The sequence below is a fragment of the Priestia sp. FSL W8-0001 genome (assembly GCF_038050335.1).
In the GTDB taxonomy this organism is placed as follows: domain Bacteria; phylum Bacillota; class Bacilli; order Bacillales; family Bacillaceae_H; genus Priestia; species Priestia flexa.
Map to the genome: position 1 here is coordinate 1,377,736 of NZ_JBBPAL010000001.1, position 15,355 is coordinate 1,393,090.

A 15,355-nucleotide genomic window follows, 5' to 3' on the forward strand; every position below is an offset into this window, starting at 1 on the left:
TTTACGTTGCAGACACACGCTCTGCAAATGTATTGATAGAAAGCCCTTAAATCGTTAATTAAGCAATTGATTTTTTTCGTAATAATTCATTCCAACGTCTTAAAAGGCGCTTTCGAAAATCTTTTAGCATGAATCTCATCTCCTTTATATCTGATGAATGCCTGTCTATGTTTATAGTTGTAGTATATGAAAAAAGCGCATAGACTTGCGTGGTTATATATGGAAAGATGGAGAAAGTAGAAGTGGTTTGTTATAATGGCGTGAGAAACGAAAAAAAATAGAAAAGTTAGGTGAAACAATGGACAAAAAAATAGTGTTCTTTGATATTGATGGTACATTGTTAGATCATGATAAAAAATTACCTGAGTCAACAAAGCGAGCGGTAAATCAGCTCAAGGAAAAAGGTTATGAAGTAGCCATTGCTACAGGCCGAGCACCGTTTATGTTTAAAGAGCTTCGAGATGAGCTTGGTATCGATACATATATTAGCTTTAATGGTCAGTACATCGTATTAAATGGTGAAGTTCTGTATCAAAATCCATTAGACGTACAAGAGCTTCAAGCGCTCACCGCGTTTGCTGCTCAAAAAAATCATCCAGTCGTTTATTTAGATCATGATGATATGAGGTCTAATATTGAATTTCATGAACATATTGAAGCAAGCATTAGCACGCTAAAGCTTGGCATCACACATCCAATTCATGACCCTTTGTACTATGAAAACCGCGAAATCTATCAAGCGCTTCTTTTCTGTACGGATGGTGAAGAGAAGCCTTACGAAGAAAAATTTAAAAAATTTGATTATATTCGTTGGCATGAATTCTCAACGGATGTGCTTCCTGCTGGTGGATCAAAAGCAAAGGGAATTGAGGTTATGATCAATAAGTTAGGCTATAAGAAAGAAAATGTGTATGCATTTGGCGATGGCTTAAATGATATTGAAATGCTCTCGTACGTAGGAAATGGCGTAGCAATGGGAAATGCCCATGATGAAGTAAAAGAAGTGGCAAATTATATTACAAAAGACGTAGCTGATAACGGAATTGCACACGGTCTTCAACTTGTAGGATTACTGTCTTAACAGAAAAGAGTTTGGGACATAACAAAATGATTGCTTCTAAGAGACGAACAATAGCTGTTCCCATCTCTTTGGTTTGTCTGAACACGTTCGTTCCATTGCGCTACGGCCACTCGCTTTCCGCGGGGAGGAACCTGAGCTTCCTCGCTGCGCTGCGGGATCTCAGTTTTCCCTCTCTTTCCCGCAGGAGTCGAGTGTCCTACGCTCCATTCCACCCTGTTTCCAACATTGTTTTCACAATCAACAAAAAACCTGAACGATTAAAAGTGAGAAACTCTCAATCGTTCAGGTTTATCATTAGCTGAATTACTTATGTCCCAGCCTCTTTTTTTAGCGCATATAAGGGCTTGCATTTTCAGGTTCTTTAAACGGCTCTGCTTTATTAATATGGTCATAAAACATAACGCCATCAAGATGGTCAATTTCATGCTGAAAGACCACAGCTAATAGGCCTTTCAAACGGATTTTAACCTCTTCTCCTTCTAGCGTTGTACCTTTTACAGTAATACGAGCATACCTTGGGACATATCCAGGTATTTCTTCATCTACGGATAAGCATCCCTCACCGCTTGTTAAATACGTTTTTTCAACGGAGTGGCTCACAATTTTCGGGTTGAAAAGAGCATAGCTTTGCACGTTTCCACGCTCATCAGGTGCTTGAATAGCAATCATTCGCTTTGATACGTTGATTTGAGGAGCAGCTAATCCAATTCCAGGACGTAAATTATACTTGGCTGCAATTTCAGGGTCTTGGCTGTTTTGAACATACTCAAGTAGTTGTCTAAGCGTTTCTTTATCTTCAGCTGTTGCTGGAAGCTTTACTTCTTGTGCTACTTTGCGCAGAGTAGGGTGGCCATCCCTAATAATTTTATCCATTGTAATCACTGTTCACATCTCCCTAACGATATATGGTACTAATAGTTATGACATATACTTGTCAGTTTAGTACTATAAAGTGTATCAAAAGACATATGAAAAGTCATCCGAGTTGCTATATGTAGAAGAGAAAGCCACTTGACTTTCTCTTTGTTTAACTAATTAACAGCCGCCCCAACTGCAGCCAATAATAACCAGTAAAATAAATAGCACAATTAAAAGAACGAATTCTTTATTTGAACCGCCACATCCGTATCCATATCCTCCGTAATACATAACTAACACACTCCTGAACAGACAGAATCCCAAAAAACACAAACGATTTAACCGTTTTTTCTTGATGGGTTAGTATAATATATTAAAAGATAATAAAATGGTGTAGATGAATTGCTTAATTCGGGCAATAAAGATAAAATAGTGCTGGTATAAGGGAGGATTTACCAGGTATGAAGACTAAAAAAATAGTAAGTGCAATAGGTATAAGTATGATGCTTTTAGCAGGATGTTCAGCAGAAAGCGGAGACGAACTAGAAGTTTATAAAGCGCTTGAGAAAGTCGCTGATCAAGAGAAGCAGTTTATAAAAGAGCAGCAACCGATGACGGCACTCGAAGACAAAGAAAATGTTCTATATGAAGAAATCTTATCAATTGGAATGAAAGAAAAAGAAAAAGTTGACGAAAAAGCAAGCGAAGCGCTCCAATTATTAGATGAACGAGAAGAACATTTAGTAAAAGAACAGGAAAGTATGCAGCGTTCAAAAGAAGAGTTTGAAAAAGCCAAAGAGAAAATCGAACTGGTAAAAGATGAAGACATAGAGAAGCAAGCCAACAAACTCGCTTCTTTAATGGAAAGTCGCTATAAGGCATACGACTTGATGTATGCTTCGTATGAAGAATCGGTGGAGTTAGACAGAGAGCTATACACAATGTTTCAAAAAACAAACGTGAAGCTAAACGATTTAGAAAACCAAATTTCTTCTATTAATGAGATGTACCAAAAGGTGCAGGAGAATAGTGAAAAGTTTAATCAAGCAACGGATGCTTATAATGAAGAAAAAAAGAACTTCTACAAAAAGGTGAAATCAGATCAAGAATAAAAGCAGGAAACACTCAAAGCAATAAGCATTGGCTGTTTTTTGATTTGATATACAACAGTATTCGACATGAATTAAATAGTCTGTAAAACGCTTTCATTCAAAGGGTTTGTAAGAAATTAAACGGTGATATTAAGCAGGTTTTTAAACGGTTATTATAAGACAAGTAGTACAGGATATGTTTGTGTAATAGCACAGATGGATTTAACATTTTTTAAAAGTGTAATAAGGCAAAAAGCTTAAATTTATAAGCGTAAATAGATTGACGAACCGTTTTAATGTGGTGTACACTATTTAGCGTAGTAAGTGTTGTATTAATCATTTTGTTGAAATAATTAATACAGTTTAACGGAATGAAAGTTTCGCTTAAACTTTCCTTTTACTTAAATGTTTGAATCGAGTGCGCCCGGGAATACATAAAACATGTTGAAATACGTAGCGGACTCAAATGGAATTCTAGTCGACAAAAAATGACTTTTAGGTGCTTGTTTTGGGTATCCTAGCAATGTGTATTTTTTTGTTTGATTAGCACATTGAAAAGTAAGGCTTAAATGAAAGGAAGAGGTGACTTAGATGGCTGCTAAAACTAAAAAAGCTATTATTGATGTATCAAAGCAACTTGATAAAATTGCTGAGCAGTACCAAACGTTCCAAATTCTTAATGAAGAGGGCGAAGTAGTAAATAAATCAGCAATGCCAGATTTATCTGATGAACAATTAAAAGAACTAATGACTCGTATGGTGTACACACGTATTCTTGATCAACGTTCAATTTCATTGAACCGTCAAGGTCGTTTAGGTTTCTATGCACCAACAGCTGGTCAAGAAGCTTCTCAAATTGCATCTCATTTTGCATTAGAGAAAGAAGACTTCATTTTACCTGGATACCGTGATGTACCACAATTAATCTGGCACGGTCTTCCATTATACCAAGCGTTCTTATTCTCTCGTGGTCACTTCCACGGTAACCAAATGCCAGAGGATTTAGGCGCACTTTCACCACAAATTATCATCGGTGCACAAATCGTTCAAGCAGCGGGTGTTGCATTAGGTCTTAAAAAACGTGGTAAAAAAGCAGTAGCAATCACTTACACTGGTGACGGTGGAGCTTCACAAGGTGACTTCTACGAAGGTATGAACTTTGCAGGTGCGTTCAAAGCTCCAGCAATTTTTGTTGTTCAAAACAACCGCTTTGCGATTTCAACACCAGTTGAAAAGCAATCTGCTGCTAAAACAATTGCTCAAAAAGCAGCTGCAGTAGGTATCCCAGGGGTACAAGTGGATGGAATGGATCCATTAGCAGTTTATGTTGCCGTAAGCGAAGCTCGTGAGCGCGCAGTAAACGGCGAAGGTCCAACATTAGTTGAAACATTAACTTACCGTTATGGTCCACATACAATGGCTGGAGATGACCCAACACGTTATCGTACAGCAGAGCTTGATACTGAGTGGGAAAAGAAAGATCCACTAGTACGTTTCCGTAAATTCTTAGAAGCTAAAGGCATCTGGAATGAAGAAGAAGAAAACAAAGTAATCGAGCAAGCTAAAGAAGATATTAAAAATGCAATCAAAAAAGCAGATGACTATCCAAAACAAAAAGTTACAGACTTAATGGATATCATGTATGAAGAAATGCCTTTCAACTTGAAAGAGCAGTATGAAATCTACAAAGAGAAGGAGTCGAAGTAAGCCATGGCGCAAATGACATTGATTCAAGCAATCACTGATGCGTTACGCACAGAAATGAAAAACGACGAAAACGTATTAGTTTTTGGTGAAGACGTTGGCGTAAACGGTGGAGTATTCCGTGCAACTGAAGGTCTTCAACAAGAATTCGGTGAAGATCGCGTTTTCGATACACCACTTGCTGAATCTGGTATCGGCGGTCTTGCTGTTGGTCTATCGACTCAAGGTTTCCGTCCAGTACCTGAAATTCAATTCTTCGGTTTCGTATTTGAAGTTCTTGATTCAATTTCTGGTCAAGCAGCTCGTATGCGTTATCGTTCTGGCGGTCGTTGGAACGCACCAATCACGTTCCGTTCACCATTCGGTGGCGGCGTACACACACCAGAACTTCACGCTGATAGCTTAGAAGGTTTAGTAGCATCTCAACCTGGTTTGAAAGTTGTAATTCCTTCAACTCCATACGATGCAAAAGGTCTTTTAATTTCAGCAATTCGTGACAACGATCCTGTTGTTTACTTAGAGCACATGAAATTATACCGCTCATTCCGTCAAGAAGTACCTGAAGAAGCTTATACAATTGAAATTGGTAAAGCTGATGTAAAACGTGAAGGTACTGACGTTTCAATCTTCGCTTATGGTGCAATGGTTCATTCATCATTAAAAGCAGCTGAAGAATTAGAAAAAGAAGGCGTATCTGTAGAAGTTGTTGACTTACGTACAGTTCAGCCTTTAGATATCGAAACAATCATCGCATCAGTTGAAAAAACTGGTCGTGCAATTGTTGTTCAAGAAGCTCAAAAGCAAGCTGGTATCGCTTCAAACGTTGTAGCTGAAATCAACGACCGCGCAATCTTAAGCTTAGAAGCTCCAGTATTACGCGTAGCTGCTCCAGATACAGTATTCCCATTCTCTCAAGCAGAGGGCGTTTGGTTACCAGACCACAAGGATATTGTAGCAACTGCTAAAAAAGTTCTTGAATTTTAATTGATTGTTACTCTATAGAAATCAGCATTTTGCTGATTTCTATTGTAAATAAGGTATAAAAACCAACTAAACATATTGCAACTAACTAGGAGGTTGAAGACACGTGGCATTTGAATTTAAACTGCCGGATATCGGTGAAGGTATCCACGAAGGTGAAATCGTAAAATGGTTCGTAAAAGCTGGAGATGAAATCGATGAGGATGATGTACTTGCCGAAGTACAAAACGACAAAGCTGTTGTTGAAATCCCATCTCCTGTAAAAGGTAAAGTATTAGAAGTTAAGGTTGACGAAGGTACAGTAGCAACTGTAGGTCAAGTTATCGTAACTTTTGATGCTCCTGGTTACGAAGATCTAAAATTCAAAGGCGACGATCATGACGACGCGCCAAAACAAGAAGCTCCAAAAGAAGAAGAGCAAGTTCAAGCAACAGCTGAAGCTGGACAAGACGTAGAAAAAGCAGCAGCTAGCGCGCAACCACAAGCTGAAGTAGATCCAAACCGCAAAGTTATTGCTATGCCTTCAGTTCGTAAATATGCTCGTGAAAAAGGCGTAGACATTAAAGCAGTTCCAGGATCAGCTAAAAACGGCCGTATCGTAAAAGAAGACATCGATAGCTTCTTATCTGGTAGTTCAACTGCAGCAGCTTCAACAGCAACTGAAGAGGCTCCAGCGGCAACTGAGGCAGCACCAAAAGCTACAGCTACAGCAATTCCAGAAGGTGACTTACCAGAAACTCGTGAGAAAATGAGCGGTATTCGTCGTGCAATTGCAAAAGCAATGGTTAACTCTAAGCAAACGGCTCCTCACGTAACATTAATGGACGAAATTGATGTTACAGCACTTGTTGCACACCGTAAGAAGTTCAAATCAGTAGCAGCTGACCAAGGTATTAAATTAACATTCTTACCTTATGTTGTTAAAGCATTAACTTCTGCACTTAAGAAGTTCCCAGCTCTTAACACATCTATTGATGATTCTACTGATGAAGTAATCCAAAAACACTACTACAACATCGGTATCGCGGCTGATACTGAAAAAGGTCTTTTAGTACCTGTAGTGAAAAATGCTGACCGCAAGTCTGTATTTGAGATTTCTGACCAAATTAATGACCTTGCTGGAAAAGCACGTGAAGGTAAATTAGCTCCTGCTGAAATGAAAGGCGCTTCTTGTACAATCACAAACATCGGTTCTGCTGGTGGACAATGGTTCACTCCAGTAATTAACCACCCAGAAGTTGCAATTCTAGGTATCGGACGCATTGCTGAAAAACCAGTTGTACGTGACGGTGAAATTGTAATTGCTCCAGTATTAGCATTATCTCTAAGCTTTGACCACCGTATCATTGATGGTGCAACAGCTCAAAACGCTCTTAACCAAATCAAGCGTTTATTAAATGATCCAGAATTATTATTAATGGAGGCGTAATAAATGGTAGTAGGAGATTTCCCAATCGAAACTGATACTCTTGTCATTGGTGCTGGCCCTGGTGGTTACGTTGCAGCAATTCGTGCAGCTCAACTAGGACAAAAAGTAACAATCGTTGAAAAAGGTAACCTTGGTGGTGTGTGCTTAAACGTTGGTTGTATTCCTTCAAAAGCATTAATCGCAGCAGGTCACCGTTTTGAAGAAGCAAAACACTCAGAAGATATGGGTATTTTTGCTGAAAATGTAACTGTTGACTTCACAAAAGTTCAAGAGTTCAAAAACGGCGTAGTAAACAAACTTACTGGCGGTGTTGAAGGTTTACTTAAAGGTAACAAAGTAGATATCGTAAAAGGTGAAGCTTACTTCGTGGATAGCGAAACTGTACGTGTAATGGATGAAAATTCTGCACAAACGTACAAGTTCAAAAACGCAATTCTTGCAACTGGTTCTCGTCCAATCGAGATTCCAGGATTCAAATTCTCTGAGCGCGTAATCAACTCTACAGGTGCATTAGCGCTTAAAGAAGTTCCTAAAAAATTAGTTGTAATCGGTGGAGGTTACATCGGTACTGAGCTTGGTACTGCTTATGCTAACTTCGGAACTGAAGTAACATTTGTTGAAGCAGCTGATGAAATCTTAGCTGGTTTCGAAAAACAAATGAGCTCTCTTGTAAAACGTAACCTTAAGAAAAAAGGAAACGTTGAAATCTTCACTAAAGCTATGGCTAAAGGTGTAGAAGAAACTGCTGATGGCGTTAAAGTAACGTTTGAAGTTGGTGGAGAAGCAAAAACAGTTGAAGCTGATTACGTATTAGTAACAGTTGGTCGTCGTCCAAACACTGACGAGCTTGGTCTTGAGCAAGTTGGCGTAAAAATGACTGACCGCGGTGTAATCGAAACTGACAAACAATGCCGTACATCTGTAAGCAACATCTATGCAATCGGTGATATCGTTTCTGGACCACCACTTGCACACAAAGCTTCATACGAAGGTAAAATTGCTGCTGAAGCAATCGCTGGTGAACCAGCTGAAATTGATTACTTAGGAATTCCAGCTGTTGTATTCTCTGAGCCTGAGCTTGCGAGCGTGGGTTACACAGAAGCACAAGCGAAAGAAGAAGGTTTAGCAATTCAAGCTTCTAAATTCCCATTCGCAGCTAACGGACGTGCACTTGCACTTAACGCTGCAGAAGGATTCTTAAAGCTAATCACTCGTAAAGAAGATGGCGTTGTAATCGGTGCTCAAATTGCTGGTCCAAGTGCATCTGACATGATCGCTGAACTTGGTCTTGCAATCGAGAGCGGTATGACTGCTGAAGATATTGCATTAACAATTCACGCTCACCCAACATTAGGTGAGATTACAATGGAAGCAGCTGAAGTAGCAATCGGAAGCCCAATTCACATTGTAAAATAATAGATGAAAAAGCTCATGCCTCCGGCATGAGCTTTTTTGTTGTAAAACGTGGTCAAGCTGCATATAAGTGATGTAAGTGCCGTTATAAAAGTGAGGAATGAGCGATGGTTAAACCTTTTTTGTACAGCTTGCAGCTTATGATTTGGAGCGGCTATGCGACAGTTGAGCTTTTATCAAAACGTGATGAATTAACAGCAAAAATTATTCTTTTCTTTGTATTTGCCTATTTAGCATATGGAATTGCTAAAATGAATGTACACTCGAAGAAAAAAGCGTTCTTTGTGACATGTAGCTCGCTCTTTGTTTTTTTTCTAGGCTACACCGTCATTTTTTTATTTATTAGATGATAATAAAAGGATTATTTCGTTTAATGTGAAATTATAACATAGTAAAAGAAGCATTCCGAAAACGGGAATGCTTCTTTTCTTAAATTTTTTTAGGATGTACATCTGCTTTTTTTAATTCTTCTCTAAACGATTTGATGAGTGAGAAGACCGTGAGTACCAGTACGATTGAAAATGGCAATGCTGCAATAATGGCGGCTGTCTGAAGCGCATCTAATCCACCAGTCCAAAGCAGGATAACCGCAGTTAAAGTTTGAATCATACCCCAAATAAACTTCACAGAATTTGACGGGTTTAAGTCACCATTCGTCGTTTGCATGCCGAGAACAAATGTTGCAGAGTCGGCTGATGTAATAAAGAAGGTAGCAATCAAGCAAATAGCGATAATTGACATAACCGTTCCTAATGGAAATTGTTCTAATACATAAAACAGAGCTACTTCTGAGCCTCGCTCGTTAATGACATCCATAACTGGTATGTTTTTAAAGAAGTCTAAATGAATGGCTGATCCACCGAATACAGAAAACCATAGGCCACCAAATATTGTTGGGACGGCTAACACACCAATTAAAAACTCTCGAATCGTACGTCCGCGAGAAATGCGAGCTATAAAAGTTCCAACAAATGGAGCCCAAGCAATCCACCAAGCCCAGTAGAAAATCGTCCAGTCCTGAACCCACGTGTTGTTATCAAACGGACTTAATCGGAAGCTCATAGATGGTAAATACTGAATGTAAGACCCGATTGTTGTGACGAATAAGTCCATTATAAAGTTTGTAGGACCCGCAAATAGTAAGAAAAGCATTAAAAGAATAGCTAATAGGATATTAATGTTACTTAAATATTTAATTCCTTTATTAAGACCCGTTTGAGCGGATAACATAAATAGTACCGTAACAATAATAATGACGATTAGCTGTGTAGTAAAGTTGTTATCAATGGCTGGAGATAAGTAAGCCATTCCACCTGTAATCTGAATGGCTCCTAACCCAAGTGATGTGGCTACGCCAAACACAGTTGCAAACACGGAGATAACGTTAATAAGAGTACCTAACCCTCCGTCTACGCGCTTACCTAAAAGAGGACGTAAAATATTGCTAATTACAAAAGGATATCCCTTACGAAATTGAAAGTACGCAAGTGCCAAAGCAAGCACTGAATAAATAGCCCAAGGATGTAATCCCCAATGAAAAAAAGAATATCGCATTGCTGCTCGAGCGGCTTCTGCTGTATTTCCATCTCCAGAAGGTGGGGTATGAAAATGGTTAATAGGTTCAGAAGCGCCCCAGAATACTAAACCGATCCCCATCCCTGCACTAAACAGCATGGCAAACCAGGATATATAACTATATTGAGGTTCATCCTCTGTCTTACCTAATTTGATATTTCCATACCGTGAAAAAATTAAAAATAGTGTAAAGCCTAAAAATAGGGTAGCAGCTAATAGGTAATACCAACCGAATTTTTCAATAATAAATTGATGAATAGCACTGGTAACAGGCGTTAAAGCGGCATTTCCTAGCGTGCTTTCTGGAATGACTCCCCAAATAATAAACAAAGCCGCAATAATCACAGAAAACAGAAACACTGGCGTCAGCTTTTTCAATTAGCTCGCACTCCTTTCGTGAAAAAACCTCTTATGTACAGTTTCTCTTTTAACCTTTTTTACTATACATGAAACCATTTTTACACTTTCCTCGTGCAGTACGATTCATCTTTCGTTTAAGACAATGTCAAAGAGGACAAAATGACGTAATAATAGAAAGGGGAGTCCGTATGAAAAAAAGAGTGTGGCTTACGGTAGTTGTTTTAATGGCATGTACCGCTTTTTTATTTATGAAGTTAAGCACGGAAGAAAAAGCAGGATATGTATACAGGGAAGGAAAGGCCTATTTAGATATGACGATTCAATCGGCGGCTTATGATTCTACATACAGCCCGGTCGACCGTCAGCTTCAGCTTGTTGTCGCGGATAACGTTTATATGTTTATTGAAAATGTTCCCGTCGTCCAAATTAATAATGAACTTTTTCCACTCGCTGAACAAGATTTTTTCATTCAAAACAATCGAGCGTTTATATCAGCATCGTTCTTAGAAAAACAAGAACCTAGCTACGTTAAACTTAAAGCAGCGTATGCTATTTTAAAGTCATCTCAATCAAGCGAAGAAGCAGCTCAAGCAGTTAGTACTAAGCAGTTTACAAGAGAAGAAGTGATGCAGTATATGAGTGGGTTAACACCACCACTAGAAAACGCTAAAGCTGATACGTTTCCATCTCATTTGCCAGGAGCTGATCGTACATATCGCCATGGTTTCCATGAAGGGTTAGACTGGTATACATACTCAGCGGGCGTAGTTGTCAATAAAGAAACTGAAGTGTATGGAATGGGAAAAGGCAAAGTGGTACGAGTGGATCATAATTATAAGCCGTATGAATCCGTGGAGCAACGAAACAAAGATTTAGCATATTGTAAAGAGGTTCAAAAGACTCCTGCTTATATCCTGGATAAGCTACGTGGTAGACAAGTATGGATTCAGTATGACAATGGCATGCAGGCACGATTTGCTCATCTAGATCAAGTCGATGAAGAGTTAAACGTGGGTGATACTATTACAAAAGATACGCTAATCGGCTACGTTGGAAATTCTGGTACAAGCGGAGAGGTGCAAAAAGATAATACAGAATTACATTTGCATGTAGACTTGTTGATTAACGGTACCCTGTTTTGGAAAGGGTTATCACAAGAAGACGTTAAAGATGTATTAATTAGCCAACTGAATAATAACGAATAGCTCATCCTATAAGAGATTGAGACATAAGTAGTTCAGCCCCTACTATACCTGAACAATTGAGAGTTCACAACTTTTAATCGTTCAGGCTTTTTTTGATTGGGAAAAACCAGTTTGGAAACAGGGTGGAATGGAGCGTAGCGCAATGGAACGAATGTGTTCAGATAAACTAAAGAGATGAGAACAGCTAGTGTTCGTCTTTTAGAAGCAATCATTTTGTTATATCCCAAACTCTTTTTTTACGTTTGAATGTCGAAAAAAGGCGGTCGAAAAATTAAATGTGACATACTAATTTAGTATTGACAGAATAAATGTTACATACTATTATAATATCAAGAAGAATAAAACGCTTTCAAAAATCTTTGAAACCAAAGGGGAGTTACACATGGGAACTATTGTATGTCAAACTTGCAACTGCACAATTGAACATTTTGAAGATGAGAAAGTGACGCGGCTATATTCAAAATGTAAAGAGGGAGAATGTCAAGCAGTCCATGAAGATTTAGACTAATAAATAGAAAAAGGTGCGCATTATAGCGCACCTTTTTGTTATTGAATTGCTTTATGTTCTTTAATTACACGTAATGTTTTTAACTCAAAATCTTCCGGTCCTTGAACGGGTAGACCAGCTTCTAGGTTTGTTTGAATATAACTCAGATTCTCTTCCGTAATAATTTCTCCAGGAATAAAGATTGGAATTCCCGGTGGGTATACCATTACAAACTCAGCGATAATTCGGCCAGCTGATTCATGAAATGGCACAACTTCGGTTTCAGCATAAAAAGCATCGCGAGGAGTAACTGCTAAGACTGGAATATCAGGTAGTAAAATAGCTGGTTTTGTTGCTTTTTCAGCTAAGTGATGAACTTCTCTTGACAGCTGCTGTAAAGCGGTAAGTAAGCAATCGATGTCTTCCTTACTATCTCCTGGTGTTACAATACATAAAACATTATATAAATCAGACATTTCCACTTCAATATTGTACGTCTCGCGCAGCCACTTCTCTACGTCATATCCTGTAATACCAAGGTCTGATACGGAAATAATAAGCTTTGTAGGATCTAGGTCGTACGTTGCTTTTGTCCCTAAAATCTCTCGACCAATACAGTGAATATGCTCAATCTTGTTAAGCTCTGTACGAGCATATTCAGCCAGTGCAATAGCTTGATTAGCTAATTTTTCGCCTTCTGTGGCTAATCGCTTACGAGCTACGTCCAAAGAAGCTAGTAGCACATATGATGTAGATGTTGTTGTTAACATACTTAGGATTGCTTGAACACGCTGTGGCGATACAAGCCCTTCGCGAACGTTTAAAATAGAGCTTTGAGTCATTGATCCCCCAAGCTTATGAACACTTGTAGCGGCCATGTCTGCGCCTGCTTGCATAGCTGATAGCGGTAATTCATCGTGAAAATGAATATGAACACCATGAGCCTCATCAACCAAAACAGGTACCCTATAAGAGTGAGCAACTTCAACAATTTTACGTAAGTCACCTGAAATTCCAAAGTAGGTAGGATTAATAACGAGTACCGCTTTTGCATCAGGATGCTGAGCTAGCGCTTTTTCAACTGCATCAGTCGTAATTCCATGAGAAATACCGAGGTTTTCATCGATTTCAGGATGAATGAAAACAGGCGTAGCTCCAGAAAAGACAACGGCGCTCATAACGGATTTATGAACGTTTCTAGGAACGATGATTTTATCTCCAGGCCCACAAGTTGTCATGACCATTGCCATAATAGCCCCGCTTGTTCCTTGGACAGAAAAGAAAGTATGATCTGCTCCGAACGCTTCAGCAGCTAAGTCCTGAGCTTCTTTAATAATACCTTTTGGCTGATGTAAATCATCAAGTGGTCCAATGTTAATCAAATCAATTGAAAGTGCGTTGTCGCCAATAAAATCTTTAAATTCAGGGTCCATGCCATTTCCTTTTTTATGACCAGGAATATGAAACTGAATGGGATTTTTTTTTGCATGTTCCACTAACCCTGTGAATAATGGAGTTGAGAATTGAGAAGTCAACTTTGCTAAACACCTCTTTAATAAAAATAATGAGCGGAGCCAGCTTTTGTACGAAGGTCTCCCGTGCGCTATATTGCTATAACTAAGAATCAGTGAAGATTCATTCTCCACTGATTAAATGTGCATGACATGTAAACTGTTTTATAAAAATAAAAACAATAAGAAGAAATGTAATTTCATACAGTTTCTTCGTTATGTATTCAATAAAACAAATGAATTATAGCACTTATTAATATGTTTGCAAAGGGATTTTTTAAACATATTCGCATTATAAGAAATCAATCTAAACTTACGCGTAGCGATAAAGTTTTGTGAAGCTGAATTCATATGATAAAGTATTACTTGAAAGTCTTAGGACAAATACATAAAAAGTGAGCGGAGGAGTTAGATGGAATATCAATATCCTATCTCCCTTGATTGGAGTACAGAAGAAATCATTGATGTGGTTAAATTTTTTGAAAGCATTGGAAAAGCTTATGAAAAAGGAATTGAGCGCGAACAGCTAATGGGTATCTATCGTCGTTTTAAAGAAATTGTTCCAAGCAAAGCAGAAGAAAAAACAATTTGCAATGACTTTGAAGATCAAAGTGGGTATTCATCCTATCGAACAATTCAACAAGCAAAAGCTGGCCAATCTGGTGACATTATTCGCATGAAAAAGTAAAGAAAATTCTTTAACATGTTTTCCGAACCAACAAAAAATATCCGGACTATCAAAAGTAGTTAACTTTTGATAGTCCGGATATATTAGTGGCTGAAATATTTATTTCTTAGCATCTCTTTTTACGCGTGCGCTTTTTTACTAAGTTCATATAAAGGAGCTAATGTCTTAAATGTATCATCAATTAAATCAATCCATTGTTGGCCAGTCATCTTAACTGCTTCTTCTTTTGATACATTAATTCCGCATAAAATCTCTGCTTTTTTAACATGTTCTAATCGTTCAAATAATCCCTTAAGTTCTGTGGTAGATAAGGAACTCATTTTTTCGACAGCAGGTTTTGTATGGTCTTTTGACCAAACGAATGATTGAGGAATTTGCTCTTTAATGTGGTCTATCTGGTCGGCTAGTATTTTGCCGTACGCTGATTTAATCGGTGCTTCATAAATAACCGCAAACCAAACGAAAACGTGAGTGCCCCAAAGACCAATTTGGAAGTGAGGTAACATCTTATAGCCACGCTTGTTAGTAGCAAATGCTACCCATGTATCTTTTGGTGGATTTACCGTTCTACGCGCATGTTTTGCTACATGGACAAAGATTTCATCGCCCACTAATGAGGAAAGTGTAGGAGCAAAGTGCGTGCTTAACTCTTCGAATTTAGGACGAATTTGTGTTTTTATTGCTTCCATTCGTTCATCTAAACCACCTATTGTAAATACGTTAAAATCAGCTTCTGAAAATCCTTCAAACAAATTCAATACCTCCAATATCCAATAATAGATAATTCATCTCATATTTCGTAGTGATTTTACCATAGAAAGGGCATAATCACCAATTTATTCGCATATGCTTGTCAAAAACACGTCTATCATTTTTTTATAGGTAATCACACAATTTAGTTACATGAAATTGAGCTTCAACATAGACTATTCTAACCGAAAAAATTCTGAAAATTTAGTTTTATTGAAGCCG

15 protein-coding genes are annotated in these 15,355 nt (G+C 38.3%); 10 read left to right on the forward strand and 5 right to left on the reverse strand.

What is annotated here, in order from left to right:
* The first annotated feature begins 298 nt into the window (after positions 1-298).
* On the forward strand, positions 299-1,081 hold the full coding sequence (locus tag MKZ18_RS07275) for a Cof-type HAD-IIB family hydrolase (RefSeq protein ID WP_341344523.1): 783 nt from the start codon (positions 299-301) through the stop codon (positions 1,079-1,081).
* Positions 1,082-1,408: 327 nt separating this feature from the next.
* Here the strand turns inward: MKZ18_RS07275 and def are convergent, their stop codons facing one another.
* Both def and MKZ18_RS07285 read right to left on the reverse strand, forming a co-directional pair.
* Positions 1,409-1,963 (reverse strand): peptide deformylase, encoded by a 555-nt coding sequence (gene def / locus MKZ18_RS07280; RefSeq protein WP_025909130.1) that lies wholly within the window; start codon positions 1,961-1,963, stop codon positions 1,409-1,411.
* A 153-nt stretch (positions 1,964-2,116) separates the two neighbouring features.
* Positions 2,117-2,230, reverse strand: coding sequence for a YjcZ family sporulation protein (locus MKZ18_RS07285; RefSeq protein WP_076513034.1), 114 nt, complete (start codon positions 2,228-2,230; stop codon positions 2,117-2,119).
* 170 nt (positions 2,231-2,400) lie between these two features.
* Here MKZ18_RS07285 and MKZ18_RS07290 point away from each other — a divergent pair, with 170 nt between their 5' ends.
* From MKZ18_RS07290 to MKZ18_RS07315, 6 genes are all read left to right on the forward strand, one after another.
* The gene (locus MKZ18_RS07290) at positions 2,401-3,051 is read left to right on the forward strand and encodes a YkyA family protein (protein ID WP_078989985.1); all 651 of its coding nucleotides are present in this window, start codon (positions 2,401-2,403) and stop codon (positions 3,049-3,051) included.
* Positions 3,052-3,621: 570 nt separating this feature from the next.
* Positions 3,622-4,737 carry a pyruvate dehydrogenase (acetyl-transferring) E1 component subunit alpha gene (gene pdhA, locus MKZ18_RS07295; RefSeq protein ID WP_025909128.1) on the forward strand — a complete coding sequence of 372 codons (1,116 nt, stop codon included), beginning with the start codon at positions 3,622-3,624 and terminating at the stop codon, positions 4,735-4,737.
* Between the two features lie 3 nt (positions 4,738-4,740).
* Positions 4,741-5,718 (forward strand): alpha-ketoacid dehydrogenase subunit beta, encoded by a 978-nt coding sequence (locus tag MKZ18_RS07300; RefSeq protein WP_025909127.1) that lies wholly within the window; start codon positions 4,741-4,743, stop codon positions 5,716-5,718.
* 103 nt (positions 5,719-5,821) lie between these two features.
* On the forward strand, positions 5,822-7,144 hold the full coding sequence (locus tag MKZ18_RS07305) for a dihydrolipoamide acetyltransferase family protein (RefSeq protein ID WP_025909126.1): 1,323 nt from the start codon (positions 5,822-5,824) through the stop codon (positions 7,142-7,144).
* A gap of 3 nt (positions 7,145-7,147) precedes the next feature.
* Entirely contained in the window at positions 7,148-8,560 is a 1,413-nt protein-coding gene (gene lpdA / locus MKZ18_RS07310) for a dihydrolipoyl dehydrogenase (protein WP_025909125.1), read from the forward strand.
* 104 nt (positions 8,561-8,664) lie between these two features.
* Positions 8,665-8,907 carry a hypothetical protein gene (locus tag MKZ18_RS07315; RefSeq protein ID WP_025909124.1) on the forward strand — a complete coding sequence of 81 codons (243 nt, stop codon included), beginning with the start codon at positions 8,665-8,667 and terminating at the stop codon, positions 8,905-8,907.
* Between the two features lie 79 nt (positions 8,908-8,986).
* On the opposite strand, the gene MKZ18_RS07320 is transcribed toward MKZ18_RS07315, so the two are convergent.
* On the reverse strand, positions 8,987-10,510 hold the full coding sequence (locus MKZ18_RS07320) for a glycine betaine uptake BCCT transporter (protein ID WP_061784971.1): 1,524 nt from the start codon (positions 10,508-10,510) through the stop codon (positions 8,987-8,989).
* A gap of 170 nt (positions 10,511-10,680) precedes the next feature.
* Here MKZ18_RS07320 and MKZ18_RS07325 point away from each other — a divergent pair, with 170 nt between their 5' ends.
* Complete coding sequence (locus MKZ18_RS07325) at positions 10,681-11,697, forward strand: M23 family metallopeptidase (RefSeq protein ID WP_061784970.1); 1,017 nt, start codon at positions 10,681-10,683, stop codon at positions 11,695-11,697.
* Between the two features lie 382 nt (positions 11,698-12,079).
* The gene (locus MKZ18_RS07330) at positions 12,080-12,205 is read left to right on the forward strand and encodes a GapA-binding peptide SR1P (RefSeq protein ID WP_076513032.1); all 126 of its coding nucleotides are present in this window, start codon (positions 12,080-12,082) and stop codon (positions 12,203-12,205) included.
* A 38-nt stretch (positions 12,206-12,243) separates the two neighbouring features.
* On the opposite strand, the gene MKZ18_RS07335 is transcribed toward MKZ18_RS07330, so the two are convergent.
* Complete coding sequence (locus MKZ18_RS07335) at positions 12,244-13,719, reverse strand: aminotransferase class I/II-fold pyridoxal phosphate-dependent enzyme (protein WP_025909121.1); 1,476 nt, start codon at positions 13,717-13,719, stop codon at positions 12,244-12,246.
* Between the two features lie 388 nt (positions 13,720-14,107).
* Between MKZ18_RS07335 and MKZ18_RS07340 the strand changes: the two genes are divergently transcribed.
* The gene (locus MKZ18_RS07340) at positions 14,108-14,383 is read left to right on the forward strand and encodes a UPF0223 family protein (RefSeq protein ID WP_341344524.1); all 276 of its coding nucleotides are present in this window, start codon (positions 14,108-14,110) and stop codon (positions 14,381-14,383) included.
* A gap of 119 nt (positions 14,384-14,502) precedes the next feature.
* Here the strand turns inward: MKZ18_RS07340 and MKZ18_RS07345 are convergent, their stop codons facing one another.
* Positions 14,503-15,135 carry a YktB family protein gene (locus MKZ18_RS07345; RefSeq protein ID WP_340842625.1) on the reverse strand — a complete coding sequence of 211 codons (633 nt, stop codon included), beginning with the start codon at positions 15,133-15,135 and terminating at the stop codon, positions 14,503-14,505.
* Positions 15,136-15,355 lie beyond the last annotated feature (220 nt).

Excerpts from the sequence above, each read along its gene's own strand:
- MKZ18_RS07275 (WP_341344523.1), top strand. The coding sequence starts at position 299 with ATGGACAAAAAAATAGTGTTCTTTGATATTGATGGTACATTGTTAGAT.
- MKZ18_RS07285 (WP_076513034.1), bottom strand. The coding sequence starts at position 2,230 with ATGTATTACGGAGGATATGGATACGGATGTGGCGGTTCAAATAAAGAA.
- MKZ18_RS07290 (WP_078989985.1), top strand. The coding sequence starts at position 2,401 with ATGAAGACTAAAAAAATAGTAAGTGCAATAGGTATAAGTATGATGCTT.
- pdhA (WP_025909128.1), top strand. The coding sequence starts at position 3,622 with ATGGCTGCTAAAACTAAAAAAGCTATTATTGATGTATCAAAGCAACTT.
- MKZ18_RS07300 (WP_025909127.1), top strand. The coding sequence starts at position 4,741 with ATGGCGCAAATGACATTGATTCAAGCAATCACTGATGCGTTACGCACA.
- lpdA (WP_025909125.1), top strand. The coding sequence starts at position 7,148 with ATGGTAGTAGGAGATTTCCCAATCGAAACTGATACTCTTGTCATTGGT.
- MKZ18_RS07315 (WP_025909124.1), top strand. The coding sequence starts at position 8,665 with ATGGTTAAACCTTTTTTGTACAGCTTGCAGCTTATGATTTGGAGCGGC.
- MKZ18_RS07325 (WP_061784970.1), top strand. The coding sequence starts at position 10,681 with ATGAAAAAAAGAGTGTGGCTTACGGTAGTTGTTTTAATGGCATGTACC.
- MKZ18_RS07330 (WP_076513032.1), top strand. The coding sequence starts at position 12,080 with ATGGGAACTATTGTATGTCAAACTTGCAACTGCACAATTGAACATTTT.
- MKZ18_RS07340 (WP_341344524.1), top strand. The coding sequence starts at position 14,108 with ATGGAATATCAATATCCTATCTCCCTTGATTGGAGTACAGAAGAAATC.